This is a genomic window from Janthinobacterium silvisoli (genome assembly GCF_014200725.1).
Classification (GTDB): domain Bacteria; phylum Pseudomonadota; class Gammaproteobacteria; order Burkholderiales; family Burkholderiaceae_D; genus Janthinobacterium.
In genome coordinates, this window is sequence record NZ_JACHCL010000008.1 from 117,480 (window position 1) to 142,701 (window position 25,222).

Here is a 25,222-nt window from a genome sequence, read left to right on the forward strand (position 1 = left end):
ATGAATTCACTTTTTCAGTAAAGGGTTAAGCGGCGAACGTTCGAGCGATATCCCTAATGATGGAATTGCAACTGAGTTGAAATGATGATGCTCGTTTTTTCGCAAAACTTCGAACTGTTTGACCTGCTTTCCACTGCCGGGATCACAGGCCGCCCACATCGACGCGCAGCAGGTTTTGTTAGGTGTTAAAGGCAACGAATAGGCTGATGCAGTAAGCGACCTGATGCGGATACTTATGCAAGTAAGGCATGAATTCTTGCTATACTCCCGCCCATGAGGAAATGGACAAGACGGCAGCGCCTGCATATCTGGATCGCGTGTTTCGCGATACTGATGAATGCGCTCGTGCCGTCGATTTCCCATGCCCTCAATGCGATGCAGCCGCACGGACAGCAGATCACGCAGATCGAGATCTGTACAGTCGATGGGGTCAAGTACTTCAATGCCGATGGCACGATCGCGGTCAAGTCGCCGCTCGATTCGGTGCTGCATCATGTCGAGCACTGCCCCTACTGTGTCAGCGATGCGGCCACGCCGCCCTTGCCCACGACTTTTGCCACGCCCTTGCCTGTGAAAGCTGGCATGGCGCTGTTCCCCGCCCTGTTTTACCTCGCTCCTGAGCCTCTGTTTACCTGGTCTCAGCCACATTCCCGCGCCCCTCCCTCCGCCTGATCAAAGCTGGCCCTGCTGCATCGCCAGTGAACTGCCGGCTGCAACGCCACTCCATACCTTTACCATTACCTTGCCTGCGCCCGCATGCGCTTGGCCGCCGTCTATATCGCGATGGTGGTCGTGCCTGCCCGCCGCTATGGCCGCTTTCTTGTTCCAGGAATACCTATGAAATTTGCTTCCCCTAATTCCAGCTTGCTGCTGGCAACGTGCATGGCCTTGTCGGTACAACAAGCCTGGGCCGACGACCAGATACCGGTCGTGCAAGTCACTGGCAGCACGCCGGACCCGACCGACGTCCGCTCGCCGGCGACGATTGCCAGCGTCACCGCGCGCCAGCTGGCAGAGACCAGCAACGTCATGAATGTCGAAGATGGACTGAAATATCTGCCCAGCATCCTGGTGCGCAAGCGCTTTGACGGCGATACGCAAGCCCCGCTGGCAACGCGCACCACCGGCATCAACGCCAGCGCGCGCAGCCTGGTCATGGCCGACGGCGTGATGCTCTCGGCGCTGGTCAATAACAACAACGGCAATGGTTCGCCGCGCTGGTTCATGGTCGCGCCGGAAGAAATCGAGAGCATCGATGTCATGTACGGCCCGTACTCGGCGGCCTACGCCGGCAATTCCTACGGCGCCGTGGTCAAGCTCAACACCCGCATGCCGAGACAGTTCGAGGCTAGCGTCAAGCTCAACGCGGCATCGCAAAAGTTTGGCCTGTACGGCACGAATGACCGCTACGGCACGCAAGATATCAGTACCACTTTGGGCAACCGCGACGGCGCGCTGTCGTGGTTCGTCAGCGCCACTCACCTCGACAGCCACAGCCAGCCGATCACCTTTGGCACGCTGAACCAATCAAACAAGCCGGCCGTGCCCGGCGATCCGACGATCCAGGGCGCGTATCCCGACCTGAACCGCACTAACGGCGCGATCCAGGTGCTGGGCGCCGGCAATATCACCCACACGGTGCAGGACAGCGCCAAGATCAAGTTGGCCTATGACTTGTCGCGCAACGTCACGGCCGTCTACACGCTGGGCTACTGGCATAACGACGCCGACGCTGGCACGAACTCTTACCTGAGCACGGCCAGCGGCGCGCCCTATTACGGCGGCGCCAGCGGCAACGTCAATCTCGGCGGCAAATCCTACAGTGCCAGCAGCGTGGCGGGCCAGTTCTCGGCCAACAGCACCACCCAGCAGCACTGGATGCAAAGCCTGGACGTCAAAAGCCGCCATGGCGCGGCCTGGGACTGGGACGTGGTGGCCAGCAATTACCACTACGCCACCGACCTGACGCGCACCTCGACCGGCTTGTTCCCTGCCGCCCAAAACGGTGGTGCTGGCCGCACCGCCGACGCTAGCGGCACCGGCTGGTCGACGCTGGACCTGAGCGCCAGCTGGCATCCGGACGGCCTTGCCGGCCCGCATGTGCTCAGCTTCGGCTTGTACGGCGACCGGTTCAAGCTGGTCAGCCCGACCTACAACAGTCTCAACTGGACCGACGGTGACGAGGCCAGCCTGTATAGCAACTCGCTCGGCAAGACCCGCACCGAAGCGCTGTGGCTGCAAGACCAGTGGCGCATTGCGCCCGCGCTGACGGCCACTTTGGGTGCGCGCTACGAGCAATGGCGGGCGTTCGACGGCTACAATTATGCGACGGCCAGCAACGGCAAGGGTTATGCCGTCACCCAGCCGGCAGTCGAACGCCAGGGCCTGTCGCCGAAGGCATCCCTGAACTGGAAGATAGATCCCTTGTGGCAAGCCACGCTCTCGTTCGGCAAGGCGCTGCGTTTCCCGACGGTCGGCGAGCTGTACCAGAACGTGCAGACCGGCAGCACTTATACGCAGGCCAATCCCTTTTTAAAACCGGAAAACGTCAAGTCGGGCGAACTGGCTTTCGAGCGCAACGGCGACGGCAGCAAGCTGCGCTTATCGCTGTTCGAGGAACACGTGAGCGATGCGCTGATCTCGCAAACCAGCTTCATTACCGGTTACGCCACGCCGGTGTCGTTCACGCAAAACGTCGACAAGACGCGCCAGCGTGGCATCGAGCTGGTCGGCGAACGCCAGAACGCCTTGATCCCTGGCCTGGACCTGAGCGGTTCGATAACCTATGTCGACGCGCGCATCCTGGCCAACAGCAGCTACGTGCCCACCACTGCCGGCGCGACTTCAGTCGGCGCGCACACGCCGTATATACCAGAGTGGCGCGCCACGGCCATGGCGACTTACCGGCCGACCGACAAATGGGCCATCACCCTGGCGGCCCGCTATAGCGGCAAGCAATACGGCACGGTCGACAATACCGACATCAACGGCCACACCTACACCGGTTTCGAAGGGTTCATGGTGGCCGACCTGCGCGTGCACTACCAGTTCAGCCGCCAATGGAGCCTGGCCGGCGGTGTCGATAACCTCAACAACCGAAACTATTACCTGTATCACCCGTTCCCGCAGCGGACCGTGTTTACAGAACTGAAGTTCAGCTACTAAGCGAGCAGGCCCTGCCGCGCCTGCAGCGAGGGCGCGGCTGTTTTCCATTAAAGCATCTCAAACAAATGAATCAATATCTGAGCTGTGCCTGCTACCATCGGGGAGTTACTTAGCCCTAAAGGATGCCCTACATGTCCCCACAATCAAACTGGATCACCTACGCCCTCGCTTCCGCCGTCTTCGCAGCCTTGACGGCGCTGTTTGGCAAGCTGGGCGTGGTTGGGCTCAATTCCAACCTGGCGACGTTCATCCGCACGGTGGTGATACTGGCGGTGATCGGCGGCATCGTGTCCCTGCGCGGCGAATGGCAAAATCCATCCAGCATCAGCACGCGCAGCTGGCTGTTCCTGGTGCTGTCGGCGATAGCCACCGGTCTGTCGTGGCTGTGTTACTACCGCGCGCTGCAGCTGGGGCCGGTCAGCAAGGTGGCGCCGCTGGACAAACTCAGCGTGGCGCTGGCTATCGTATTTGGCATCGTATTTCTCGGCGAAACCCTGACCTGGCCGGTGGCGCTGGGTGGCGGACTGATTGTCGCCGGGTCCATCATCATGGTGGTTTTCTAGTCATCCACCAAACACCCGTCAATTTTTTACAAGCGCCGCCCTGCCCGCCTTCCCTAAAATCTGCATTCAAGATTCCATGAGGGCATAGAAATGACGCAGCGTATTTACTTCAATAGCGACCAGTTAAGCATGCACAGCCAGGTGCTGAGTTGCACGCCGGCCGACTCTGGCCAGTTCAACGTGGTGCTGGCCGCCACCTTGTTCCATCCGCAAGGCGGTGGTCAGCCTTCCGACATGGGGACCATCAACGGCATAATTGTAAGCCGGGTGCTTCAGCAGGACGAGCTTGTGATCCATGTGACGGAGGCGGCGATCGCGCCTGGCGAGGTGGAAATTACCGTGCTGGCAGAGTCGCGCCAGTTGCACGCCCGCCTGCATTCCGCCGGCCATCTGCTGGCGAACGTGATCGAGCCGCTGGGCTGGCGCGCCGTCAAGGGACATCACTGGCCTGGTGAAGCGCGCGTGGTGTTCGAGCGCACGGCTGCGGCCCAGGAGCTCGATGCCGATAAGGTGCAGGCAGCCGTCAATGCGCTAATCCAGCGCGATATGCCCAGGAACATCGATATGGGCAGCGACAAGCGCATGCTGGGCTTTGGTTCTCTGCCGATGACGGCGTGCGGCGGCACGCATGTGGCTTCCGCCGGCCAGATCAAACAGTTCGTTTTACTCAAGATGAAAGAGAAAAAGGGCCAGCTATCGGTGCAGTATGAGGTGGCCGAATAGGCAGGGTTACTAATACTGCGACGGCGCGACGCCATAGGCGCTGCGAAAAGCCCGGTTGAAATGGCTCTGGTCGTAGAAACCCACCGCATGGGCGACCTGGGTCAGGTCCTGGCGGGCGGCTGTCATCAGGGTACAGGCGCGTTCCAGGCGCAGCCGCACCAGCCAGGCATGCGGCGTCATGCCGGTGGTGCGCTTGAACAGTTTCAGGAATTTGAAACGCTCGATACCACACAGGGCGGCCAGTTCATCGAGCGAGAGTTTGTCGGCCAGCCGGGCTTCGCAATACTCACGCACGCGCGTGCGCTGGCTTGCCGACAATTCACCATGGACCATCTCCGGCGTCCTCAAGCGGGTACGCGACAGCAAATGTTCCAGCAGGGTCAGCCAATCGGCTTGCAGCTGCAGCGGCGACGCTGTTTCGCCGTCCTGGAAGGCTGCATGCAGCCTGGACAGGCGATACGCTGCGGCTGGATCGAGCAGGACGACGTCACCGAGCTGTCCGCCTGAGCCAGAAATTTCCTGGGCCAGGCCATTGAGTATCTCGGGCGCGACCCGGAATGTCTTCAAGGTATAAAAACCATCGTCGGCGCTGAAGCCGTCATGCATTTCGCCGGGCGGCATCAGCTGGATAGTACCTGGCGTGAGCACCATGTTTTCGCCATGCAGCACCTGGCGTTGCACGCCCTCGGTAATCACGCCGATGTGATAATCGAGGTGAAAGTGCCGCTTGAAGCGAAATTTCGCCAGGCGTGCCTCGCCCAGTACCAGGCCTGGTAGTTGATGGCTGCGGCTGTATTGGACCTGGTCTTTCATGCTGGGCTGGCGTTGCTTCTCTGAAAAGGACAAGCAGATTTTACGCCTGTCGTTTGCCGGAGGCTAGCCAGGCAACAAACGCCGCCGCAGTGACCTTGCGCGCCTACCGCGACAACTTCCCTGCCTTTGCGCTGTATGCCAGCCTTGGAATTTTGGCTGTTGAATCGGCGTCCAGTGCCGACATTTTGTTCATGCGCGCTGATGTCTCCCAGCCCATTGACTGACTGGGCACTCTCTTATAAAATGAGAGTATCAAAAATCAGCATTATTAATCAAGCAACCATGGCCAGACCAAAAAGTGAAGAACGACGCGCCGCCATCATGGCAGCGGCAAGCCGCGTGATCGCCAGCCAGGGGCTCAGTGCGCCCACGGCTGTGATCGCCAAGGAAGCCGGCGTATCGAATGGCTCGCTGTTCACCTACTTCGAGACCAAGACTGCGCTGCTGAACGCGCTGTATCTGGAATTGAAGGTCGACCTGAGCGCGGCGGCGCTGAAAGGCTTGCCTGTCGACCGCGATATTCGCAGCCAGATGCTGCAGCTATGGCGCAACTGGTTGCGCTGGACAGCGTCCGCCCCCGAAAAACGCCGGGCGCTGGCACAGCTGGGCGTATCCGATGAAATTACGGCACAAACGCGGCAGGCTGGCATGGAGGCAACGGCGGGTATGGCGGCTTTTATCGAACGCAGCCGCCAGCAAGGACCGCTGCGCGACGCCCCCCTGGGTTTTGTGGGCGCCATGCTCAGTTCCATTGCCGACGCGACCGTCGATTTCATGATCGCCGATCCGGCTAATGCGGAACAGCACGGCATGACGGGTTTTGAAGCAGCCTGGCGTTTACTAAGCTAAGTGGGAAGACTGAAACTTTCAGCTTAAGTTTCATTTATTAAATGACTGACTAGTCAAACATTTTCATATTTCAATATTGGAGTGAACAACATGAAAACGAACACCAGCAGCAAAGCAGTGGCCCTGGTGACGGGCGCCTCCTCCGGCATGGGCAAGGACTTTGCCCTGCGTCTGATCAATGAAGGCTACGAAGTCTATGGCGCCGCGCGGCGGATAGACAAAATGGCGGACATCAAGGCGGCGGGCGGTCATATCCTGGCGCTGGACGTGACCGATGACAGCTCCATGTCGGCGGCGGTACAGCAGATTATCAAAGAACAAGGCCGCATCGACGTGCTGATCAATAACGCCGGTTATGGCCAGTTTGGCGCACTGGAAGACGTGCCGCTGGACGAAGGACGGCGCCAGATGGAAACCAATCTGTTCGGCGCGGCCCGCCTGGTCCAGCTTTGTTTGCCGCATATGCGGGCACAGCGCTACGGCCGCATCATTAACATTTCCTCGATCGGCGGCAAGCTGGCCACGCCGCTGGGTGGCTGGTACCACACGTCCAAATACGCGCTGGAAGGCTATTCCGATGCCTTGCGTAATGAGGTGCGCCCCTTCGGTATCGCCGTGGTCGTGATCGAACCAGGCGGCGTCGAATCGGAATGGGCTGGCATCGCGGTGGAAGAGGCAAGCCGGTATTCCGCCAATGGTGCTTATGCCGGCCTGGTAAACAACTTTGGCAAGATACAAGGAAAAACTGCGCAAGCACCCGCCAAATTGATCAGCGACCTGATCGTCAAGGCCCTGCGAGCCAAACAACCCAAGGCGCGCTACCACGGCGGCACCCTGGCAGCACCGCTGCTTTTCCTGCGCTGGATATTGTCCGACCGTATGTTTGACCGCCTGATTTCCAAGGCGATGCAGGGTTGAACATGCCTATGATACGGAGGATGAAACAGGGGCTGCTGGCGGCGACCATGCTCACGGCTGTCCAGCATCCAGCGGGAGCTGCCGGCATGAACGACGCCCTGCATGCCTATTACACTGCAGAAAAGAGCGCCCTGCCCGCCACGGCCGCCACTGGTGCGCTCGCCGCCGTATTCGGTGGCCTGCTGTTACGCCGCAGGCAGCGCTTTTCAACGGGACTGGGCCTGCCGTTCCTGCTGATCGGCGCTGCCACCAGCATCGGCTCGCTGGCGTATTTATCGCAGATCGACGAACGCCATGCCAGCTATGCAACGCTGTTAAACGAGTCGCCAGCGCTGTATCTCCAAACGGAGGGTACTCATCTGGACACCATGCAGCGCGATTTCCAGCGCATCATCTGGATCGATGGCAGCGTGGCGGCTGCTGCTCTGGGCCTGGCGGTTTATGGCACGGTAAACAACAAGCGCTACGCCAAGGGACTGGGGATAGGCACGCTGGTCAGCGCGGCCGCCTTGACTGCATTGGAAATGCATAACCGGGATCGCGCAAGCGAGTATCTGAACGCCTTGCATACCTACGCTGCGCATACCTCGCTGCAGGTGGGCGGCAATTTGACATCCTTGTCGCTGGATTTCCAAACAGCGTTTTAAGGCTTTGCCTGCGCCAGCATGGCCAGCAAGCTGGCGCTGCGCTGGCCTTCGCAACTGATGGCCAGGCCATCGGCCAGTTCGGGCGCCGTCAGCCGGGTCAGCACGGAGCCGCTCGGCATTTCCAGTGCCAGCCGCGCACCGCGCTCCCAGGCCAGGCGCACGGTATCGGCCCAGTTGACCTGGCGCGCCATATTGCTGGCCAGGCTGTCCCGGATGCGGTCTGGATCAGACAGGCTGCGCGCTGCGCTGCTGCTCAGGTAAGCCAGCACAGGCCGGCGCACGCTCACTTGCGCAAAAACCGCCTCCATTTCCTGCGCTTGCGCGCCAAACAGCGGGCAATGCGAAGGCACGCTAACGGCCAGGCGCTGGACCTTGCTGGCACCGTGCTGCAGTGCCAGGGCCATTACCTGCTGCAATGCATGGTCGCTGCCGGCAATGACGATCTGCCGCCTGGCGTTCAGATTGGCGATATATACGGGATGCACATCGCTATGCACTTGGGCCACCAGCGCTGCCAGCGGCGCGTGTTCCAGGCCCACGATGGCGGCCATGCCGTAGCCACTGGGGTACGCCTGTTGCATCAACTGCCCGCGCAAGGCCACCAGCCGCAAGGCGTCGGCATAGTCCAGCGCCCCAGCCACCACGGCTGCCGGATACTCGCCGATGGAAAAGCCGGCCACCATATCGGGCTCACCACCCTGGACAGCAAGCGAGCGCGCCATCGCCACGCCGGCGATCAACAGACATAGCTGCACGGCGCGGGTCGAGGCCAGCGCCGCTTCCGTATCCAGTGTTAAAGGGTCCAAGCCCAGCACAGATGCTGTTTCATCCAGCGTGGCAGCCACCGCCACATCGTCTGGCAGCGCATGCAGCATGCCGGCACGCTGCGAACCCTGGCCGGGAAAGGTAAATAGTATGCTCATCGCGGCTCCCAGGGCGAGGCCGTCAACAGTGGGCCGTGATCCGTTTTCAGCAGTACGCGGGGCCGGCCGGCTGCCCATTCGGCATAGGCAAAACCGCCGGCGCCCGTATCAATCTGCAGGTCCAGCCGGCAGTGTATGACGCTGGCCACGATGCTGCGCAAGGCGTCCGCCTGCACGGCATCGGGTGGACTGCTCATGCGCAGCACCAGATCGAGGTCGCTATCTGTACGTAGCACTGGCAAACCGCTGGCCAGCGCAAAACCTACGCTACCGGTCGGACCCCACGCCCAGCCGGTGGCGTCCAGCAGTGGCTTGAGGTGGTGCAGCGCCTCGATGGTGTGGCAATCTGGCCAGGCCGGTACGCTGGCCGCCAGCATTTCCGGCGTCACGCAGCGCAGCACGGCGCTGGCGTCGATCTCGGCGGCGTGCCGCTGGTTGCGGGTCGTGCCGCGCAAGCCTACCGCAATGCGTCCGATGGCCGCTGGCGCGCGCCGCACCACGACCGGCGCCATGGCCAGCCATTGCGGGCACACCCAGTCTGGCAAGGCTGCGTCCTGCGGCCAGGCGCGCGCCCATAGCAAATCATGCGGCCGGTATGCCACCATCACCCCATCACCGCTTTCACGGCAAAGAACAGCAGCGATGGCCCCAGCAGGCATCCCAGGCCTGTATGAAATGTCGCCACCAGTGCGCCATACGGCACCAGCTTGCGGTCGGTCGCCGCCAGGCCTGCGGACACCCCGCTCACGGTTCCTGCCAGGCCGCCAAAGACCATCGCCGAACGCGGCGTTTTCAGGCGCAAGAAGCGCGCCGCCACGGGCGTGCCCACCATGACCATGATGGCCTTGATCAAGCCGGCGGCGATACTGAGCGCCATCACGTCGGAACTGGCGCCGATGGCCGCACCCGTGACGGGGCCGACGATATAGGTCACGGCGCCGGCACCGATGGTGGTCATGCTGACGGCGTCGGAATAGCCAAACAGATACGCGATGCTGGCGCCCACCAGAAATGGCAGCACGATACCCAGCAACAGTGCAACGACGCCGATCAGGCCAGCCTTGCGCGCCTCGACCGCCTGCACTTCGAACGCGGTGGCGACAATGGCAAAGTCGCGCAGCATGGCGCCGCCCATCAGGCCGATGCCGCCAAACAGCGACAAATCGGCCAAACCCTTGTGGCCGCCGCTGTGCAAACCGCCCCAGTAAGCCAGGCCCAGACCAACGACGATAGCGATGGCAGAACCGTGCACGCGGCCCAGGGTCAGGTAGCGCGACAATGCGACAGACAGCAGCACGATCAGGCCGACAAAGGCAAACGCCGTCACCAGGCCATTGTTCAGGCCAGCTTTTTCAAAGGTCTCAAGCATGATGGGTATCCTTGGCCAGGTTCAAGGTCTCTTCAGCCGCTGCAACCGACTCCGGTTTTTCCATGCGGTTGATCAGCGAGATGGCGCAGGCGCAGATCACCACCGCCCCCAGTGCGGCCAGCACCGCCACCGGACCGCCGCGCAATGCGGCCACCACGTCCTGCTGGGCAGCCATCGCCACTACCACCGGGATATACATGGCGCCCCAGTATTCGACGCCGCGTTCGGTCAATGCCGGCATCCATTGCTTGTGCTGCAGGTACAGGCGGGCGCAAATGAGCAGCAGCATGGCGATGCCTACGCCGCCCACATTGGTTTTGACGCCCATCAACTGGCCGAGCAGGTCGCCCAGGAAGATGCCGAGCAAATGGCAGATCGCCAGTAATGCGGTTCCGTAGATAATCATGGTGTTGTCTCCGTTAGCATGGAATGACTTTCAAGTCTTCTCTGTATTCTCGTATGCTGTTTTTTTATACACTACTAGCTATCCTGCCCCTCCCTCTCCTCCGGCCATTGCTGGCGCAGTAATGTACGCACGCGCAGTGACGCCTGCCGGTTCGCCGCGCCCAGGCGGCTGGCCAGGCCACGTTCCGCATCAAGGCGGATGTCGGCCAGCGCCGCCTGCAAGCTTTGTTCGACCAGCGCGATATCCTGTGCCGTTGGCTGGTCTGGCTGTGTGACGTTAAGGGTTTGCCACAGCAGCCCCAGGCTGGCGTAATTCTGGATGTCGTAAGCCATCGGCGGGACGGTTTCCGCCAGCGTCTCCAGCGCTTCGACGGAACGCAAGGTGATGCGCGCGGCCGAGGCCTTGCCCATGGCGTGCACCATCACTTGCGGGTCGTCCAGCGCAATCAGGCGGTTGGCCTGGTAGCCATGGGCCAGAAAAGCGCCCGACATGGCCTTGCCGACGATCAGTCCTATCACGGGGTGGCCCGCCAGGCGCGCTTCGGCATAGGCGCCCGCCGCACCAGCGAGCGCCTGATGGATGCCGTACGCTTCTTCCAGCCGGCCATAGGCCTGGCTGGCCACATTGATAATGGCGATGATCGGGCGTTTGACGGCCACATCGCAGTCGAGCAGCACTACCTCTTGCACGGCCCGCGCCAGCTGCCAGCCTTCGGCCAGGCCGACTTCACCGGTACGTGCGCGGGCAAAGCGGTTCAAGGGATCAGGTACGACGGCGATATAGCGCGCATGGTGTCCGGCCAGTGGCGCGTCGACCACGCGTATCGACGCTGGATAGGACGCTGCAGCTGCCGCATTGGCAGTCAGGGCCGCCAGCCAGACTGCGCCACGGCTGCTTTGGTCTGGAGCGCTCATGCTGAAAATCCTTTGCTGTAAATGCTGCGCACGGTTTCTGGCGCTGCCTGGACACTGGCGTCCACTTCCGCCAACCTGGCCAGGAAACCGTCCGCCTGTGCGCTGCGGTGCTGCGCCGGCAGCCCGCGCTTGAACAATCCCGCCAGGGTGCTGCGGATCTGGACCGTATCGTCTTCCACATAGGCGTCCACCAGGCCGCTGTGATACCGCTGCTCGCCGCCGGTCAGGCTCCAGATGAAGGGCTTGTCGCGCGAGTTGAATTCGGCAAGGCCGGCTTCCTGTTCAATCACGGCCGGGCCATTGAGGCCCAGCCGTGCTTCGCGGGTGACGATCAAATAGCTGCACAAGCCCGCCGCAATCGACATGCCGCCATAGCAGCCCACGGTGCCGGCGCTGATGCCGATTACCGGCTGGTAGCGCCGCAAATCGACAATCGCTGCCTGGATATCAGCGATGGCGGCCAGCCCAAGATTCGCCTCTTGCAGACGCACGCCGCCTGTCTCGAACAGGATCACGGCGCGCGTTGCTATGCCCCGGCGGTTGTCTTCTGCCGCCAGTTCCAGTGCACCGGCGATCTTGGCGCCGCCCACCTCGCCCATGCTACCGCCCTGGTAAGCGCCTTCAATTGCCAGCACCACGGCGGATTGGCCGTCGAACAAGCCCTTGGCCACCACCACGCCATCGTCGGCTTGCGCGGTGACGCCCTGCTGCGGCAGCCAGGGTGAAGTCACGCCGCAAAAAGGATCGAGCAATTCGCGCATGCTGCCCGCATCGAGCAAGGCCCGGGCGCGGCTGCGCGCGCTGCGTTCGATAAAGCTGTCGCGCTCCAGCAGTTGTTCCTGTGTGCTCATGCCTGCTCCTTTGACGCAAGTTCTTCGTAAGCCTGCTCGATGCGCATGCGCACCACGCCGGGCGTGGCGCCGCAATCGTTGATGACAATGCTGGCCGCAGGCAGCGGCTCGCCACCAAACACGCGGGTCAGCAAGGCATCCCAGACTGCTCCCTTGCCATCGACCGAAGTGTTGACCACAATGCGGGTTACCCCTTGTGCATGCGGCTGCAGCAGCACTTCCAGGTCGCCCGAACCGACCACGCCGGCCAGGGCGCGTCCGGCAGCGGGCAAACCCGCCGCAAAGGTATATTCACGCCGTTCCATGCTGTACTCCATATGTGTTATCGATCTGATCGAGAAATAAGGTCGCCGCCAGCAGATCGGCCGCGCCGCCTGGCGACACACGCCGCTCCAGCACCTGCGCTTCCAGCGCGAGCAAGGCGGCGCTGCCTTCCTTGCTAGTCGCACCGCCAGCATCCAGCACCTGCGCCGCGCCAGCCTGCATGTCCAGCAAAGCCGCCCTGCCGCCGCGCGACAGCACGCAGGTGTCGTCCAGCTGCGCGATAATGGCCAGCAGCGCATTCAAGCGCGCCGTGGTTTCCGTGTCGCCACGTGCCCGCGAGGTTCGCAGGCAAGGCAGGCCCACATCGACCACATGCGGAAAGGCGGCCATGGCCTGGCCACGCGCGCCACCTACCTGGTACTGGCGGCAAGCCAGTTCGCCCTTGTTGCCCGTATCCGGCGGTGCGCCCCGGTCAGGCAGGCGTGCCAGGGCGGCGGCCCGTTCAGCCACCGCAGCTGGAGTGAGCTGTCCTCCTCGCGCGCCCAGCTGCGCGGCCGCCGTGACCAGCATGCCCAGTGCCCAGATTGCGCCGCGGTGGGTATTGACGCCCCCCGTCGCTGCCATCATCAGCGCTTCGCCATGCCGGCCGAGGCGGCCTATCTGCTGGCGCAGGCTGTCGTCATCGCCACTGGCGTGCCAGCCGGCGTCGGCCAGCGCGGCAAACACCGGTTGCAGCACACAGGCCGAATCGCACATCAGCGCCCAGTTCAAGTCCGTGTGCGCGCCGCGGCTGCGCAAGTCGACCAGGCCAGGTTTCGGTGTCAAAGTCACTTCATCGAGCAGCGCTTGCACCACGAGCCGGGCCAGTGCGGCTGGCCTCAAGCTGGTCTGGCGCTGTGAGATTTGCAGGGTCATGGTCGTCATTACCAGCTCCTGAATTTGGCTGGTGGCTGATACAGTCCGCCAGACCAGTCCACCAGGTCGGCGATGCTTTTTGCCGCCAGCAGAGACCTGTTTGCTTCTCCGCGCTGCACACCGATATCTTCCGGCAGCGCGATCAAGCCGCCGGCCCGCAGGCTGGCAGTGGTTTTCGGGTCGTGCCGCAAGCCGATCGGCGTCACGCCAGCGACTGCCGCCAGCATGGCCTTGCGTTCTTCGAGCGAGCGCGCTTTGTAAAGATAAGCGATGCCTTCCTCGGTCAGTACATGGGTCACATCGTCGCCGTAGATCATCACGGGCGCCAGCGGCATGCCGCTGGCCTGCCCTACGGCCACCGCATCGAGTGATTCGACGATGGTAGGCTGGCCGCCGTCCTGGAAGGTTTCCACCATTTGCACCACCAGTTTTTTGCCGCGCGCCAGCGGGTCGTCGGTTTCGATCAAATCGAGCCAGGCTGGCGTGGGGTGGCGCCTGCCGTGCGGGTCGTGCCCCATATTGGGCGCGCCGCCGAAGCCGGCCAGGCGGCCGTTGGTCACTGTCGATGAATTGCCAGCGCCATCCATCTGCAGGGTGGCGCCGATAAACAGGTCGACCGCATACTGGCCAGCCAGCTGGCATAGGGCCCGGTTCGAACGCATGGAGCCGTCGCGGCCCGTGAAAAATACATCGGGCCGGGCCGCCGCATACTGCTCCATGCCCAGTTCGGCGCCGAAACAATGCACGCTCTCGACCCAGCCCGTCTCGATCGCCGGTATCAGGGTCGGGTGCGGATTGAGCACCCAGTTGCGGCATATCTTGCCCTTCAAGCCCAGGCGCTCGCCATAGGTCGGCAAAATCAGTTCGATGGCGGCCGTATTGAAACCGATGCCGTGGTTCAGCGACTGCACCTGGTGTTTTTCATACACGCCACGGATCGCCATCATGGCCATCAGCACGTGCACCGGCTTGATCACGCGCGGGTCGCGGGTAAACAGCGGTTCGATGAAAAACGGTTTATCGGACTGCACCACGAAATCGATCCACGAACCGGGTATGTCGACCCGTGGCAAATCGCTCACATCGTCGACGATCTGGTTCACCTGGGCGATCACGATGCCATCGCGGAAGGCGGCTGATTCGACCAGGGTCGGCGTATCTTCCGTGCTGGGGCCCGTGTACAGATTGCCTTGGCGGTCGGCCATGTAGCCGGCCACCATCACCACATTGGGTGTCAGGTCGACGAACAGGCGCGCATACAATTCGATATACGTGTGGATGGCGCCTACTTCGAGCAAGCCATCTTGCAGAAATTGGGCGATGCGCAGGCTTTGCGTGCCGGCAAACGAGAAATCAAGCTTGCGGGCGATGCCCCGTTCGAACAGGTCCAGGTGTTCAGGCAGGCTGACGCTGGGCATGATCAGGTGCAGATGGTTGACCTTGTCGGGATTCACCCTGGCCAGCATGCGCGCCAGGAAATCGGCCTGTTTCTGGTTATTGCCTTCCAAAACAACCCGGTCACCGGGGGCCAGCAGGGTTTCCAGCACGGCGACCATATCGGCCTGCTGCAGCACAGGGCCGCTGGCGTAATGGCGCACGGCATCGAGGCGGCGCCGCTTTTCAGTGCGTCGCTTGTCCCATTGCCTGGGCTGGGGTGGCATGGCGGTGGCGATGGACATCATGTCTCCGGTTGAGCTGTATCGAAACCATACGATAGAAAGAAAGCGCAGCCATTTCAATCAAGCTGATACCATGTTCATTACTGTCAGGTTAATGAACTGGGCGAAAACTGGGACATCATGGCCATCAACGAAGAAATTACACTGAAAAAGCTGGAAGTCTTCCTCAGCTTTATGGAATTGAACAATCTGGCGCGGGTGGGTGAAGCCTTGGGCCAGAGCACGGTCAGCGTGCACCGCGCGCTGCACTCGCTGGAAGAAGGCTTGCGCTGCCCCCTGTTCAAGCGCGAGGGACGCAGCCTGATCCCGCTGCACGCGGCCTATACCTTTGCCGAATCGGCCCGGCGCGCGCTGGCCGAATGCGAGGAAGGCGTGCGCAAGGTGCGTGAAATGTCGGGCATCAATCCAGTGCGGTTGAAGATAGGCTCGCTGTATTCACTGACCCTGCATTGCATACCGCAGCTGGTGATCGCCTTGAAATTGCGCCGTCCGGGCCTCGATATCGACCTGACCCTGGGTTCCAACCGCGAACTGCTGCAAAGCCTGGCCGATGGCCGGCTGGACGCCATCATCATCGGCGAACAGGGAGAAGAAAACCATGCCAACCTCGTGTCGGTGCCGCTGTTCCAGGACGATATCTTCCTGGCCGCGCCGCCCGACTCGCCGTATGCAGGCACAGGGCCGGTCGACTTGCAGGCGCTGCGCGACGAAAAATTCGTCACCTTGAACGAAGGCTTTGTCACGGCCCAAAGCTTCAATCACGCATTTGCACTGGCCGGTTTTGTGCCGCATACGGCGATGCGGGTAGGCGACATTTTTTCACTGATCAATATGGTCAGCGGCGGCCTCGGTTACAGCCTGCTGCCAGGCCGGGTCAGCGCCTTCAGCTCGCGCCTGGAACTGCTGCCGCTGCAGGCAAAATATGCCTCGCACCAGTTGATTACCCTGCTGATGCTGAAAAGCCGCGAACGCGATCCGAACTTGCTGGCGTTGGCGGCCGAATGCCGGATGTACCGGCCTGCCCGGCCAGCTTAAAGTCCGACTCTGTCAAGTGTCATGTCGTGCCGACGGCAATTTTGCACCGCCAGCACGCAAAGTCGTGGACCTTCTTCAGCAACTCAAGTTGAAGATAGACCAGGCTGTCGTAACCAACTTGCCTTTATAAAGATCAGCAGCATGCATTCTGTTACTGACCTAGTCGGATATGCCATCCTTCGCCTTCCGTTATAGTGTGGTAAGACCATCGGGAACGTATTCTTCTAGACTAATAATGACGAATAGAAAATGCTTGGTTTCCTGAGAACCTATTCATTGCAGCGTCTGTCTTTTCTTTGCTTAGACAATGGCAAGTCTTGGAGAGTGCGTATCCAGTTGGAGTTCTTCAACGCAATAGGATAACCTCGACCGTACGGCTTAGAATGACAAATTGCTCACGCAAAAAAGACGCAGCCATGCTGAACGATAGCATGTACATGTATGATTAACTAAGGCTCGGATATGCGCATTCAGTTCTTAGTTATCAACCTCGAAGTCACCAAATATTTTCCATGTTGTCGCCATATGATCTTCAAAAGTACCACCCAGATCTAGACCGGCTTTCTGAACACGAACTTTCAGTCCCGCATTCACAGTAAAGTCATCGTCATAATTTACTGCCAACGAAAATTTCGACAGACCAAACTTCACTCGGCCTTGCGCAACCGCTTGCCATGTTGGTTCATGCGGAAACCATACGAGATCTTCGGGAATTGAAGGTGGACTGTTATTTTTCAATTTAGCTTCAAATAGTAGAGAGTGCCCGCTTTTCGCCGACTGGCCAAGGCCTGCCTCCGCTTCGACCCCTGCTAATGGGGTCGAAACTTTAGCGGAAAACTCCCTAGACCAACCGCGCACATGCTCTACAGTAATCGTTTTTGCCCCTAGAGACATTAATAACGAGATGGCTTCAGAAAATTTATGTTCGAACGCCATTCGATGAAAAGTCGCCGTTGTGTAGTAAACGGATGGTTTTGCAGGATGTGCGACGTATAGCGTCTGCTGACGAGGATGCCCAGGAGGAAATTGAATTGATTGCGCCTCAGTCGTTCCTATTTGCAGAACGTTTAAACCACTTTCTCGTGCCTTCGCGACTGCATTAATAGCTTCTATCGTAATGCTGATAACAGGTCCATATGGTAAGAAAAATGTCTTAGCGACACGTGCAGCTGCAGCCTTCCAGTCGAAAGACCCCTCGTCCGATGATGAACTTTGTGCTGAACGACGTGATGCTGCTGCTACTTCATCCGGCTGAACAATTATTAGTTGCCGCTCTGATGACGGTAAATTTCGGAAATCTTCAGGTTGAATATTATTCATTATTTTCTACTTCTGAGGTGAACATGACACTTTAACCTAAATGCATTATTGTAAATTGGAAAATAATGTAAAAAGTAGACTCAAAATGATTCTGCTGCGCCCCGCGAAAGCCCAGTTTAACGTAGCAAGATTTTTAACTGTCCAATCCCGTTTGATCATAAACAGGCTTCACGAATAGCTCCGGATTCTTTTGCTACCATTCTTTAAGCGCTTTGATAGATTTTTTTATACCGATGGGGCGTTGTAGAATGTGGTGGTAAAGCTTTAAATAGTTAAGCAAGGTCGCTTCCAGATTAGCCCGGCTTGTCGAATCGAGTCTGCTGCAATAGTTCGCCGACACAACCGTTGGATCGTTCGATCATGTCATTCGTTGCGGATGTCAGAGCAGCGCCAGGCTGCGTTCGATGCCCATGCTGGCGCAAACTTTATCGAAGGCGTGTTGACCACTGAGCTTCCTATCTTTTGTTGTGAAGCAGTCAGTGAATTGCAAGCCGTTGTCGGTCAGCAGCTTGATGATTGATCTACTTGGCGGCCTTGAGCCGGGTGATATTGAGCACCTTGACAGCTTCGCGATCCGACAGCCCGGAATCTTTGATTTCCTGCCAGATTTCCGAAGTGGTGCGGGCTTTCGGATGGATGCGCGACCCATGGGCTGACGTTTATCCGATCAGTTTCGCCTCGTGGTGCCAATCACGATAGAAAGCTAGCGATAGACTGGTCAAGCACGACACCAGCGCAGAACACGGCTATACTGCGATGAGGGATATGATCATACGAAACTAAACAACTACGTTTCCCCGACACACACCGCACTTTCTTACTGGGCTTAAACCGCCTTGCGCCGTTCCAGGGACACTGCATACGCAGCTGCGCGCGAGACCAGAATCGGATCATCCGATGGTGCTATGCCGCGCGGCAAGATGATGGGCACGAATTCCAGGCCATCGCACAGTTCGGCGCCAGCCAGCCCTGTCACATGCAAATCGCCCAGAGCGACCTGCCCTGCTCCCTGCCATGGCTGGCTGGAGTCAGTCAGGGTATCGTTTTCAGCCGGCAATTGCGCGTACAAGGTGAACGATGCGGAGCCATTCGCCAGGCGGGCCGCCAGTTCCTCTTCCAGGAAGTTATCGGGGAGGTCGCGTTCCTGGTCGGCGCTCAGGTAATGGGTGCCGGCAGCCGGTTCGACGACCAGGCGGGCCGTGGTTTGCTTGCCATCGGCGTTGGTGAATACAAAAGCATTGTTGGAAAAGTAAGGCGTGGTGGCGTAAGACGCGGGCGCTGCATGGCTGGCCAGCAAGGCCGGCTGGCGCATGCCATCCGGGAAAGCGGCATTGTGCGCCGCAAGTTTTGCCGGATCGGGCTTTTTCGTGACGGGATCGGCCACGCGCGCGGCCAGGAAGCTGACGAACGATTCTGGCGTGGCGGCGAAGAACACGGGTTCCGAGATCAGTACCAGATCGTATTTCTCCGTAACCCCTTGCAGGCGCACGGCCAGGCCGCGCACCGAGCGGCTCTTGTCGGATACGCCGGGATTGCCGCCACCGATGGAAAAGCGCACGATCGCCGTCAGGGGGCCAGCCTTGAACAGGGGGCTGTCGACCAGCGCTGCCGCGCCTTCGGCCGGGATAAATTCGCCGCTGGCGCAAAAACCCTTGGCGTGCGAGGCGCGTTTGCCTGGATGTTTGCCAAAGGTATTGTTGAGGGCGTCGACCAGGTCGGTCGGACTTGGGGTAGATGGGTGCATATCAGCCTCCTTAAGTAAGTTGTTGTGTTATTCAGGGCTGGCTGCGGGCCAGTAACTCGTCCAGCTGTGAAAATAACTGGCTGAACTGTTTCGCGGCAACCTGGCAGTAAGGGCAGGTTTGTATGTGATTCGTCAGCGATGCCTGTTCGTCTGCGCTCAAGCTGCGGTCGCGCGCTTCGCACACCAGATAGGTGGTGTCGCGGCAAGTGATGGATGACGTCGGTGCTGCCTGGCTCATTCGAACTCTCCCCAGCCGCGTACGGCACAGTCGCGCAAACGCATGCGTGCGCGGTACAAGATGACGCGCAAATTGCCAGCACTGAGCTGGCAACCGGCCTCGATTTCGCTCAAATCCATGCCCAGATATTCGCGCATCAAAAATAGCCGCGCGCTTTGTTCCGGCAAACGCGCCATGCATAACTCTATGATGCTCAATAGCTGGCTTCGTTCCGCGATTTTTTCGCCGCACAGGTGGTTGACAAAGCTTGCCGGGTGCCAGGCGTCGTCGCCGGTGAACCAGCTATCGATGATGGCGTCGCTATCGTCATGCTCGATAGGCGCCATGCCGAGGCCACGCACGCGGATCGCGTCAACGATCTTGTAGCGCAAGATGCCGCACAACCAGCTGCGCACGCTCGATTTCTGCTCAAAACCGGACCAGTTGCGCAGCGCCGCGAACAAGGTTTCCTGCACTGCGTCTTCGGCATCGGCGCTGGAAGCCAGTTGCAGCTGCGCCAGACGCAGCAAAAAACTGCGCTCGCGCGTGATCTGGTCCCAGCTGTCTAGCGTGGTGTCTGGGCTGGCTTGGTGTGCGGACATCGGGGCTGGCTTCCTTACTTTTGCAAACGGCGCGACAAGGAAATGGCATACAAGGCGTTACGCTCTTTCAAAATAGGATCGTCTGAAGCCGTGATGCCGGTCGGCAATTGCAAAGGAATAAATACTACCGGATCGCAGCTATTGCTGTCGGCCAGTTTGTTGATTTGCAATCGACCCAGGCCGATGCGCTGGGTGCCGCTCCATTGCTGGCTCGGATCGACCAGCGAATCGGTGGCGGCAGGCAATTGGGCAAATACGGTGAAACCGGCCGGCGCCTTGGCCAAACGGTCTTTCAGTTCGGCTTGCAGGTAAGAATCAGGCTTGCTTTTCTCTTCTTCTGCGCTCAGGTATTGCGTGCCTGCATCGGGCTCTACCACCAGGCGCGCCGTTTGTTTGACACCAGCCGCATTGGTGAACACAAAGGCGTTATTTGAAAAATACGGCGTAGTGACATAGGAAGTCGATGCCGCATGGGAAGCAAGCAGGGCCGGCTGCAGCTTGCCGTCTGGATAGCGGGCATTGTGGGCAGCGATTTTTGCCGGATCGGGCTTGTGGGTGACGGGATCGGCCACGCGCGCTTCCAGGAAGCTGACGAACGATGCCGGCGTGGCGGCGAAAAACACGGGTTCTGAAATCAAGGCCAGATTGTAGCTCTCGCCGCCGCCATTCAGTTGCAGCGCCAGACCGCGCACGCCACGGCCCTTGTCGGAAGCAACAGGATTGCCGCCGCCGATGGAAAAACGCACGATTGCGGGCACTTTGGCTAACTCAAACAAAGGACCTTGCACCAGGCTGGACGCCTGGGGGGCTGGCGTAAATTCGCCGGCGGCGCAAAAGCCCTTGGCATGCGAAGCGCGCTGGCCGGCGTGCTGGCCGAAAACATGGTTCAAAGCATCAACTTCTTCCACCGGCGTGGGCGCAACCGATTGCGCCATGGCATGGGTGGCGGCCAGCATGGCGGTGGCGGCAGCAACGGCCGCAAAGCCGCGTGACAATATTGTATTCAAGATCACTCCTTAGTTTTTGTTCAGCAGGTTTTGTTTCAGTAAGTCGGCTTGAACAAGCACTTGTTACAACTATTTTCTGGAGTTCATGAAAAAAATCAACATTATCACGGCGCCAGCTGCAGACAGCCACGTTTAGCCGGCTTGCGCCGGGCAAACAAGAAACTTTTCACCGGTCGCGCGGCGGCTGTAGGCAGCCATGATCTCTGGCTTGAGCATATCAGCCAAGGAAATATGCGCCGTATAGTGGCTGGCAAAGGTCGTGTCCAGTTCGCTGGTGGCCTGGGCACGCAGACGCTGTACCGTAGCTGGGTCGAGCTTGTTGTAAAACCAGGTCATCAGCCAGCCGCCCACACCCCAAGCCGCGCCGAAATTGCCTTCGACTATCCTTGGCCCCGGGTTCAGCACGCCATAGATATACACTTGCTTGTGCACCGACGAACCGTAGCGTGCAAAAGCAGATGCCTTCGCGCTCAAGGACGTTTCCATCGCCCGCAAGATGGTGCCCGCCATGGCGCCACCACCGATGGCGTCGAAGGCCAGGGTCGCGCCCGTTGCCGTCAAGGCTGCCACCAGCTCAAGCTCAAAAGTGGCCGAGCTGCTGTCCAGTATGTAGCTGGCGCCAAGTTCTTGCAATATGGCCACCTGGGCCGGACTGCGCACGATATTGACCAGCGGTATGCCCTCCTTGATGCACAAACGGTTCAGCATCTGGCCCACGCTGGACGCGGCGGCCGTATGCACCAGCGCCGTATGCCCTTCGCGGCGCATGGTTTCCACCATGCCCAGCACGGTCAAGGGGTTGATAAAGGCGGAAGCAGCCTCGTGCGGGGCCACGCCTTCCGCCAAGAGCAGGCAATCTGCCGCCTTGACGACGCGATATTGCGCATAAGTCCCTTGCATGCTGCGCATAGCCACCGTGCGGCCGATCAAGGCGCTGGCGCCCTGCCCTGCATCGACCACCACACCGGCCCCTTCACTGCCTACCGGCAAGGCTTGATCCAGCCTTGCCGACGCCCCTGGCATGCGCTCGTGAGCAATCCTGGCCGATGCGGTGGGCCGCGCAGGCGTGCCATTTATTGCGATCTTGGCCGGGTCGGCGGGACCAAATAGCACCAGCATGTCGGAAGGATTGAGGGGCGCGGCATCGATGCGCACGACAATTTCATCGTCTGCAGGCGGCGGTACGGCAACTTCTTCCAGCCACAATTCCAGTGTGGCATCTGACGTGATTTTGCTGCGTAGTTCCAGGCTGACTAAGGGGTATGTTAGGGACATGGTGCGCCTTTCCAGTAAATAATATAATACGATTCGCATCGTCTCGTATTATATTGAATTATCATGGAGTCTGCTTTTAGCCTAGCTATACCTATATCGATATCCACCGCGATATGCCTGTGTGACAATATAGCCCTCTCATACTGGAGCAGCACCTCGTGACCGCATTGCCACCAACAACATCCGGCCAGCCCGCAGCGTCCACGCCAGGCCGCAAGCGTAGCGAGTCTGCGCGCCTGTCCATCCTGGCTGCCGCCTATGAATTACTGGTATCGACAGGTTTCCAGCAGATGTCGATTGAAGGCGTAGCCAGCCGCGCGAATGTCGGCAAGGCAACCATCTACCGCTGGTGGCGTAACAAGGGCGTGCTGGCGGCCGAAGCCTTTATGCATGCGGTGGCGCCCGCGATTGCATTCCAGGAAAGCTCCTCCGCCCGCGCCGATATCGCGCGCCAGATGAAGGGCTTGTCACTGGTTTATCGCGGCAGGACCGGGGAAATCCTGGCTGAAATGATTGCGCACAGCCAGGGTGACCCAGACATGCGTGAAGCTTTGTTTGCCGGCTATTTACAGCCGAGACGCGCGGCGGCCAAGGCGGTATTGCAGCGTGGCATGGACCAAGGTGAATTTTTACCGAACCTGGACCTGGAAATGCTGGTCGATGCCCTGTATGGCCCCTTGATCTACCGCATGCTGATCCGGCAACATCCGATCACCGACCAGTTTATCGAGCAAACCTGGTCGGCCGTGTTTGATGGCATCGTACGGCGCGAGGTTTGAATCCAGCAAGCAGTGCTTACTGGTCTACCATCGCCACATCCTTGCGTCCTTAATTTCGCGTCAAAGTTGGCGCCAGCATGTATATCGTCGCGGCATTCGGCACCAGCCCGTCTTCGGCCAGTTGCATCAGCGCCACGCCCGTAAATGAGCCGGCTCAGTGGCGTGTTCATGTGGGTCAGCAGCAGTGGGGCTGCCCTGCAGGCAAAGCCATGCAGCAGCGGCAATGATGATATGGCGTGGCCCAGGCATCGTTACTCCCATTTATAGTAAATCTGATAAGGGCAGTATTCATGTCAGTTCGATAGCAATATTTTGCCTGGCCAGCGTCAGTTAGCTAAATCCACTGGTCATTTTCGACACTGCGCTCGGACTTTGCGCCATCGCCCGTGTTGACCACACCGCGTGGTTCTATCAGCAGCATTTTTACCTCGGCACACGCGCTGGGCTTGTGTTCCATCCCTTTGGGCACGACCGCCATCTGGCCGGCACGCAGCACGATACAGCCGTCGCCCTTTGGTCCACCACGAAAATCAATCCGCAACTCACCTTCGAGCACGAGAAATGTTTCATCTGTTTCGGCATGCCGATGCCATGGAAACTCACCCAGTACCTTGACGACCTTGAATTGATCGTCATTCATTTCAGCGACGACGCGCGGTTGCCAGTGACCATCGATCTGGGCAATCTTGCCGACCATGTCTATCGTCTTGCACTGACCGCGATCCATAGGCGCAGCGCTGTGATGCGAAGCTTGGGACATTGTTCTCTCCATTCAAAGTTAAGTGAAGCTCACGATACGCTGGCCTCCATGGAAAGTATTGAATGATCGTGGTGAGGTTGTCGAAGATTAGCGCTGCCCGTCGCCTTTGACCATCCTTAACCAGCGCCCCGGCGTCAACCCGAAGGTTTTCGAGAAATGGCGCGTCATGTGGCTCTGGTCAGCAAAGCCTGCGGCGGCCGAAGCATGAACCAGCGAGATGCCAGCGAGCAGCATGCGGCGCACCGCATCGAGACGGCGCATGGTCAGATAGCGGTAAGGACTGGTGCCGTAAAACGTGCGGAAGTCGTGCGACAAGCTCCAGCGATCGCGGCCCGCTGCCTTTTCCAGTTGATCCAGGGTCACGACCTGCACGAAATTGGCATGCAGATAGTCGCGGGTACGCCGTGCTGCCAGGAAATCCCCCTTGGGACGCCGGCCTGGCATGCCGGCAACCGCAGCAAGCGCGTGCGCCAGCTCCGCGATGCCATCGCTTTGCTCCAGCGGCTCCAGCGCACAGTTCAAGGGCTGTAGCAATAATGCCGTTGCGGCAGCAAGGCGCGGATCGCTGCTCACCCCGCCATCGATAAAGGGCAAAGCCTGCCCACACAGCACATCTTGAAAGAGTGAAGGTTGGACGTAGATCATGCGGTAGTGGAAACCATCGTCCCCACCGGCTTGCCCATCGTGCGATTCGTCCGGATGCAGCACCATGGTGTTGCCAGGCAGGCTGTCCCGCTGGCCTCGCCGATAATGAAAGCGCTGCACCCCGGCAAGAGTACATCCGATGGCATAAGTATCATGGCGATGCAGGCAATAAGCGTTGCCCTGAAACCGTGCTTCCATACGCTCGAGGCCATCGATAGCTTCGGCATGCCTGACCCAATCGGGGCACGGAGTGGATGATTTTCGCATCATATCAAGCGCATCTTCATTCATATCGTCATGACATTATGAGCCACATGATTTGTAACATCTAAAGTATCGTGATATTCTCCCCGTCTGGATACTAGGAGACATCATGAGAAACGACAGCCGTTTATCGCGCATGCTGCATGTGCTGCTGCACATGGCCCGGCACGACGGACCTTTTACGTCCGAGCAGATCGGCAAGATGCTCGATACCAACCCGGCCGTGGTGCGCCGGACCATGGCCGGGCTGCGCGAAGCCGGTTATGCCACATCGGTGAAAGGCCATGGCGGCGGCTGGACCATCGCCTGCGATCTGAGCACCACCAGCCTGCTCGATATCCACCGTGCGGTGGGCGGCCCGCGCCTGTTTTATATCGGCGGCGACGAAGCCAATCCCGCATGCGCGGTGGCGCGGGCCGTCGACAAGGCGCTCGATGGCGCCCTCAAGGAAGCCGAAGCGCTGCTCAATGCCCGATTGCAAAGCGTCACCCTGGCCGACTTGCTGGTCGATTTCGATGCGCTGTGCCGGGCCGGCAACTGGACGATCGACGGCCACGAATAAACCTGTTTGAAAG

General features: G+C 59.7%; 28 protein-coding genes and 1 pseudogene. 10 read left to right on the top strand and 19 right to left on the bottom strand.

Annotated features, from left to right (window positions below; genetic code table 11):
- Positions 1-273 precede the first annotated feature (273 nt).
- The 4 genes from HDE75_RS24440 (at position 274) to HDE75_RS24455 (ending at position 4,451) form a co-directional block, all read left to right on the top strand.
- Positions 274-672 carry a DUF2946 domain-containing protein gene (locus HDE75_RS24440; RefSeq protein ID WP_183681819.1) on the top strand — a complete coding sequence of 133 codons (399 nt, stop codon included), beginning with the start codon at positions 274-276 and terminating at the stop codon, positions 670-672.
- A 165-nt stretch (positions 673-837) separates the two neighbouring features.
- Positions 838-3,165: a TonB-dependent receptor gene (locus HDE75_RS24445; RefSeq protein WP_183681816.1), complete on the top strand. Its 2,328-nt coding sequence runs from the start codon at positions 838-840 to the stop codon at positions 3,163-3,165.
- A 131-nt stretch (positions 3,166-3,296) separates the two neighbouring features.
- The gene (locus tag HDE75_RS24450) at positions 3,297-3,728 is read left to right on the top strand and encodes an EamA family transporter (protein ID WP_183681814.1); all 432 of its coding nucleotides are present in this window, start codon (positions 3,297-3,299) and stop codon (positions 3,726-3,728) included.
- A gap of 90 nt (positions 3,729-3,818) precedes the next feature.
- Positions 3,819-4,451, top strand: a complete 633-nt coding sequence (locus tag HDE75_RS24455; protein WP_183681811.1) for an alanyl-tRNA editing protein — start codon at positions 3,819-3,821, stop codon at positions 4,449-4,451.
- Positions 4,452-4,460: 9 nt separating this feature from the next.
- Here HDE75_RS24455 and HDE75_RS24460 read toward each other — a convergent pair whose 3' ends face one another.
- Positions 4,461-5,264 carry an AraC family transcriptional regulator gene (locus HDE75_RS24460; protein ID WP_183681808.1) on the bottom strand — a complete coding sequence of 268 codons (804 nt, stop codon included), beginning with the start codon at positions 5,262-5,264 and terminating at the stop codon, positions 4,461-4,463.
- 282 nt (positions 5,265-5,546) lie between these two features.
- On the opposite strand from HDE75_RS24460, the gene HDE75_RS24465 reads away from it, so the two are divergent.
- From HDE75_RS24465 to HDE75_RS24475, 3 genes are all read left to right on the top strand, one after another.
- Positions 5,547-6,113: a TetR/AcrR family transcriptional regulator gene (locus tag HDE75_RS24465; RefSeq protein ID WP_183681805.1), complete on the top strand. Its 567-nt coding sequence runs from the start codon at positions 5,547-5,549 to the stop codon at positions 6,111-6,113.
- Between the two features lie 90 nt (positions 6,114-6,203).
- Positions 6,204-7,031 carry an oxidoreductase gene (locus HDE75_RS24470; RefSeq protein WP_183681802.1) on the top strand — a complete coding sequence of 276 codons (828 nt, stop codon included), beginning with the start codon at positions 6,204-6,206 and terminating at the stop codon, positions 7,029-7,031.
- A gap of 20 nt (positions 7,032-7,051) precedes the next feature.
- Entirely contained in the window at positions 7,052-7,678 is a 627-nt protein-coding gene (locus tag HDE75_RS24475) for a hypothetical protein (protein WP_183681799.1), read from the top strand.
- Here HDE75_RS24475 and mdcH read toward each other — a convergent pair.
- From mdcH to mdcA, 9 genes are all read right to left on the bottom strand, one after another.
- Positions 7,675-8,601 carry a malonate decarboxylase subunit epsilon gene (gene mdcH / locus HDE75_RS24480; RefSeq protein ID WP_183681796.1) on the bottom strand — a complete coding sequence of 309 codons (927 nt, stop codon included), beginning with the start codon at positions 8,599-8,601 and terminating at the stop codon, positions 7,675-7,677. The genes HDE75_RS24475 and mdcH overlap by 4 nt on opposite strands.
- A complete protein-coding gene (locus HDE75_RS24485) occupies positions 8,598-9,206 on the bottom strand; it encodes a malonate decarboxylase holo-ACP synthase (protein WP_183681793.1) in 609 nt (202 codons plus the stop codon). Before HDE75_RS24485 ends, mdcH begins: the two co-directional genes overlap by 4 nt.
- Positions 9,206-9,970 (bottom strand): malonate transporter subunit MadM, encoded by a 765-nt coding sequence (gene madM / locus HDE75_RS24490; protein ID WP_183681790.1) that lies wholly within the window; start codon positions 9,968-9,970, stop codon positions 9,206-9,208. The genes HDE75_RS24485 and madM overlap by 1 nt, the downstream gene beginning before the upstream one ends.
- Complete coding sequence (gene madL / locus HDE75_RS24495) at positions 9,963-10,376, bottom strand: malonate transporter subunit MadL (protein ID WP_183681787.1); 414 nt, start codon at positions 10,374-10,376, stop codon at positions 9,963-9,965. Before madL ends, madM begins: the two co-directional genes overlap by 8 nt.
- 74 nt (positions 10,377-10,450) lie before the next feature.
- On the bottom strand, positions 10,451-11,290 hold the full coding sequence (mdcE, locus tag HDE75_RS24500) for a biotin-independent malonate decarboxylase subunit gamma (protein ID WP_183681784.1): 840 nt from the start codon (positions 11,288-11,290) through the stop codon (positions 10,451-10,453).
- Positions 11,287-12,141: a biotin-independent malonate decarboxylase subunit beta gene (locus HDE75_RS24505; protein ID WP_183681782.1), complete on the bottom strand. Its 855-nt coding sequence runs from the start codon at positions 12,139-12,141 to the stop codon at positions 11,287-11,289. Before HDE75_RS24505 ends, mdcE begins: the two co-directional genes overlap by 4 nt.
- Complete coding sequence (locus HDE75_RS24510; protein WP_183681779.1) at positions 12,138-12,446, bottom strand: malonate decarboxylase subunit delta; 309 nt, start codon at positions 12,444-12,446, stop codon at positions 12,138-12,140. Before HDE75_RS24510 ends, HDE75_RS24505 begins: the two co-directional genes overlap by 4 nt.
- A complete protein-coding gene (locus HDE75_RS24515) occupies positions 12,433-13,329 on the bottom strand; it encodes a triphosphoribosyl-dephospho-CoA synthase (RefSeq protein ID WP_183681776.1) in 897 nt (298 codons plus the stop codon). Before HDE75_RS24515 ends, HDE75_RS24510 begins: the two co-directional genes overlap by 14 nt.
- The gene (gene mdcA / locus HDE75_RS24520; RefSeq protein WP_260174323.1) at positions 13,329-14,999 is read right to left on the bottom strand and encodes a malonate decarboxylase subunit alpha; all 1,671 of its coding nucleotides are present in this window, start codon (positions 14,997-14,999) and stop codon (positions 13,329-13,331) included. Before mdcA ends, HDE75_RS24515 begins: the two co-directional genes overlap by 1 nt.
- Positions 15,000-15,119: 120 nt before the next feature.
- On the opposite strand from mdcA, the gene HDE75_RS24525 reads away from it, so the two are divergent.
- On the top strand, positions 15,120-16,034 hold the full coding sequence (locus HDE75_RS24525; RefSeq protein ID WP_183681774.1) for a LysR family transcriptional regulator: 915 nt from the start codon (positions 15,120-15,122) through the stop codon (positions 16,032-16,034).
- A gap of 477 nt (positions 16,035-16,511) precedes the next feature.
- Here the strand turns inward: HDE75_RS24525 and HDE75_RS24530 are convergent, their stop codons facing one another.
- The 7 genes and pseudogenes from HDE75_RS24530 to HDE75_RS24555 all read right to left on the bottom strand — a co-directional run bounded on the left by HDE75_RS24530 (position 16,512) and on the right by HDE75_RS24555 (position 22,199).
- A complete protein-coding gene (locus HDE75_RS24530; RefSeq protein ID WP_183681771.1) occupies positions 16,512-17,354 on the bottom strand; it encodes a hypothetical protein in 843 nt (280 codons plus the stop codon).
- A 193-nt stretch (positions 17,355-17,547) separates the two neighbouring features.
- Positions 17,548-17,871 (bottom strand): annotated as a pseudogene (locus tag HDE75_RS27080) (IS481 family transposase); the annotation flags it as partial.
- A 309-nt stretch (positions 17,872-18,180) separates the two neighbouring features.
- Complete coding sequence (locus tag HDE75_RS24535) at positions 18,181-19,098, bottom strand: catalase family peroxidase (RefSeq protein WP_183681768.1); 918 nt, start codon at positions 19,096-19,098, stop codon at positions 18,181-18,183.
- A gap of 31 nt (positions 19,099-19,129) precedes the next feature.
- On the bottom strand, positions 19,130-19,336 hold the full coding sequence (locus HDE75_RS24540) for a zf-HC2 domain-containing protein (RefSeq protein WP_183681765.1): 207 nt from the start codon (positions 19,334-19,336) through the stop codon (positions 19,130-19,132).
- On the bottom strand, positions 19,333-19,917 hold the full coding sequence (locus tag HDE75_RS24545) for a sigma-70 family RNA polymerase sigma factor (protein ID WP_183681762.1): 585 nt from the start codon (positions 19,915-19,917) through the stop codon (positions 19,333-19,335). The genes HDE75_RS24540 and HDE75_RS24545 overlap by 4 nt, the downstream gene beginning before the upstream one ends.
- A 14-nt stretch (positions 19,918-19,931) precedes the next feature.
- Positions 19,932-20,924 carry a catalase family peroxidase gene (locus HDE75_RS24550; protein WP_183681758.1) on the bottom strand — a complete coding sequence of 331 codons (993 nt, stop codon included), beginning with the start codon at positions 20,922-20,924 and terminating at the stop codon, positions 19,932-19,934.
- Positions 20,925-21,056: 132 nt separating this feature from the next.
- Positions 21,057-22,199 (bottom strand): MDR/zinc-dependent alcohol dehydrogenase-like family protein, encoded by a 1,143-nt coding sequence (locus HDE75_RS24555; RefSeq protein WP_183681755.1) that lies wholly within the window; start codon positions 22,197-22,199, stop codon positions 21,057-21,059.
- Between the two features lie 158 nt (positions 22,200-22,357).
- Here HDE75_RS24555 and HDE75_RS24560 point away from each other — a divergent pair, with 158 nt between their 5' ends.
- Entirely contained in the window at positions 22,358-22,978 is a 621-nt protein-coding gene (locus HDE75_RS24560; RefSeq protein WP_221291991.1) for a TetR/AcrR family transcriptional regulator, read from the top strand.
- A 334-nt stretch (positions 22,979-23,312) separates the two neighbouring features.
- Here the strand turns inward: HDE75_RS24560 and HDE75_RS24565 are convergent, their stop codons facing one another.
- Together HDE75_RS24565 and HDE75_RS24570 are read right to left on the bottom strand one after the other, a co-directional pair.
- Positions 23,313-23,738, bottom strand: coding sequence for a cupin domain-containing protein (locus HDE75_RS24565; protein ID WP_183681752.1), 426 nt, complete (start codon positions 23,736-23,738; stop codon positions 23,313-23,315).
- A gap of 87 nt (positions 23,739-23,825) precedes the next feature.
- Positions 23,826-24,674, bottom strand: coding sequence for an AraC family transcriptional regulator (locus HDE75_RS24570; protein ID WP_260174322.1), 849 nt, complete (start codon positions 24,672-24,674; stop codon positions 23,826-23,828).
- An 82-nt stretch (positions 24,675-24,756) separates the two neighbouring features.
- On the opposite strand from HDE75_RS24570, the gene HDE75_RS24575 reads away from it, so the two are divergent.
- Positions 24,757-25,209, top strand: a complete 453-nt coding sequence (locus HDE75_RS24575; RefSeq protein ID WP_183681749.1) for an Rrf2 family transcriptional regulator — start codon at positions 24,757-24,759, stop codon at positions 25,207-25,209.
- The last annotated feature ends 13 nt before the right edge of the window (positions 25,210-25,222 follow it).

Excerpts from the sequence above, each read along its gene's own strand:
- HDE75_RS24440 (WP_183681819.1), top strand. The coding sequence starts at position 274 with ATGAGGAAATGGACAAGACGGCAGCGCCTGCATATCTGGATCGCGTGT.
- HDE75_RS24445 (WP_183681816.1), top strand. The coding sequence starts at position 838 with ATGAAATTTGCTTCCCCTAATTCCAGCTTGCTGCTGGCAACGTGCATG.
- HDE75_RS24450 (WP_183681814.1), top strand. The coding sequence starts at position 3,297 with ATGTCCCCACAATCAAACTGGATCACCTACGCCCTCGCTTCCGCCGTC.
- HDE75_RS24455 (WP_183681811.1), top strand. The coding sequence starts at position 3,819 with ATGACGCAGCGTATTTACTTCAATAGCGACCAGTTAAGCATGCACAGC.
- HDE75_RS24460 (WP_183681808.1), bottom strand. The coding sequence starts at position 5,264 with ATGAAAGACCAGGTCCAATACAGCCGCAGCCATCAACTACCAGGCCTG.
- HDE75_RS24465 (WP_183681805.1), top strand. The coding sequence starts at position 5,547 with ATGGCCAGACCAAAAAGTGAAGAACGACGCGCCGCCATCATGGCAGCG.
- HDE75_RS24470 (WP_183681802.1), top strand. The coding sequence starts at position 6,204 with ATGAAAACGAACACCAGCAGCAAAGCAGTGGCCCTGGTGACGGGCGCC.
- HDE75_RS24475 (WP_183681799.1), top strand. The coding sequence starts at position 7,052 with ATGAAACAGGGGCTGCTGGCGGCGACCATGCTCACGGCTGTCCAGCAT.
- mdcH (WP_183681796.1), bottom strand. The coding sequence starts at position 8,601 with ATGAGCATACTATTTACCTTTCCCGGCCAGGGTTCGCAGCGTGCCGGC.
- HDE75_RS24485 (WP_183681793.1), bottom strand. The coding sequence starts at position 9,206 with ATGGTGGCATACCGGCCGCATGATTTGCTATGGGCGCGCGCCTGGCCG.
- madM (WP_183681790.1), bottom strand. The coding sequence starts at position 9,970 with ATGCTTGAGACCTTTGAAAAAGCTGGCCTGAACAATGGCCTGGTGACG.
- madL (WP_183681787.1), bottom strand. The coding sequence starts at position 10,376 with ATGATTATCTACGGAACCGCATTACTGGCGATCTGCCATTTGCTCGGC.
- mdcE (WP_183681784.1), bottom strand. The coding sequence starts at position 11,290 with ATGAGCGCTCCAGACCAAAGCAGCCGTGGCGCAGTCTGGCTGGCGGCC.
- HDE75_RS24505 (WP_183681782.1), bottom strand. The coding sequence starts at position 12,141 with ATGAGCACACAGGAACAACTGCTGGAGCGCGACAGCTTTATCGAACGC.
- HDE75_RS24510 (WP_183681779.1), bottom strand. The coding sequence starts at position 12,446 with ATGGAACGGCGTGAATATACCTTTGCGGCGGGTTTGCCCGCTGCCGGA.
- HDE75_RS24515 (WP_183681776.1), bottom strand. The coding sequence starts at position 13,329 with ATGACGACCATGACCCTGCAAATCTCACAGCGCCAGACCAGCTTGAGG.
- mdcA (WP_260174323.1), bottom strand. The coding sequence starts at position 14,999 with ATGTCCATCGCCACCGCCATGCCACCCCAGCCCAGGCAATGGGACAAG.
- HDE75_RS24525 (WP_183681774.1), top strand. The coding sequence starts at position 15,120 with ATGGCCATCAACGAAGAAATTACACTGAAAAAGCTGGAAGTCTTCCTC.
- HDE75_RS24530 (WP_183681771.1), bottom strand. The coding sequence starts at position 17,354 with ATGAATAATATTCAACCTGAAGATTTCCGAAATTTACCGTCATCAGAG.
- HDE75_RS24535 (WP_183681768.1), bottom strand. The coding sequence starts at position 19,098 with ATGCACCCATCTACCCCAAGTCCGACCGACCTGGTCGACGCCCTCAAC.
- HDE75_RS24540 (WP_183681765.1), bottom strand. The coding sequence starts at position 19,336 with ATGAGCCAGGCAGCACCGACGTCATCCATCACTTGCCGCGACACCACC.
- HDE75_RS24545 (WP_183681762.1), bottom strand. The coding sequence starts at position 19,917 with ATGTCCGCACACCAAGCCAGCCCAGACACCACGCTAGACAGCTGGGAC.
- HDE75_RS24555 (WP_183681755.1), bottom strand. The coding sequence starts at position 22,199 with ATGTCCCTAACATACCCCTTAGTCAGCCTGGAACTACGCAGCAAAATC.
- HDE75_RS24565 (WP_183681752.1), bottom strand. The coding sequence starts at position 23,738 with ATGTCCCAAGCTTCGCATCACAGCGCTGCGCCTATGGATCGCGGTCAG.
- HDE75_RS24570 (WP_260174322.1), bottom strand. The coding sequence starts at position 24,674 with ATGAATGAAGATGCGCTTGATATGATGCGAAAATCATCCACTCCGTGC.
- HDE75_RS24575 (WP_183681749.1), top strand. The coding sequence starts at position 24,757 with ATGAGAAACGACAGCCGTTTATCGCGCATGCTGCATGTGCTGCTGCAC.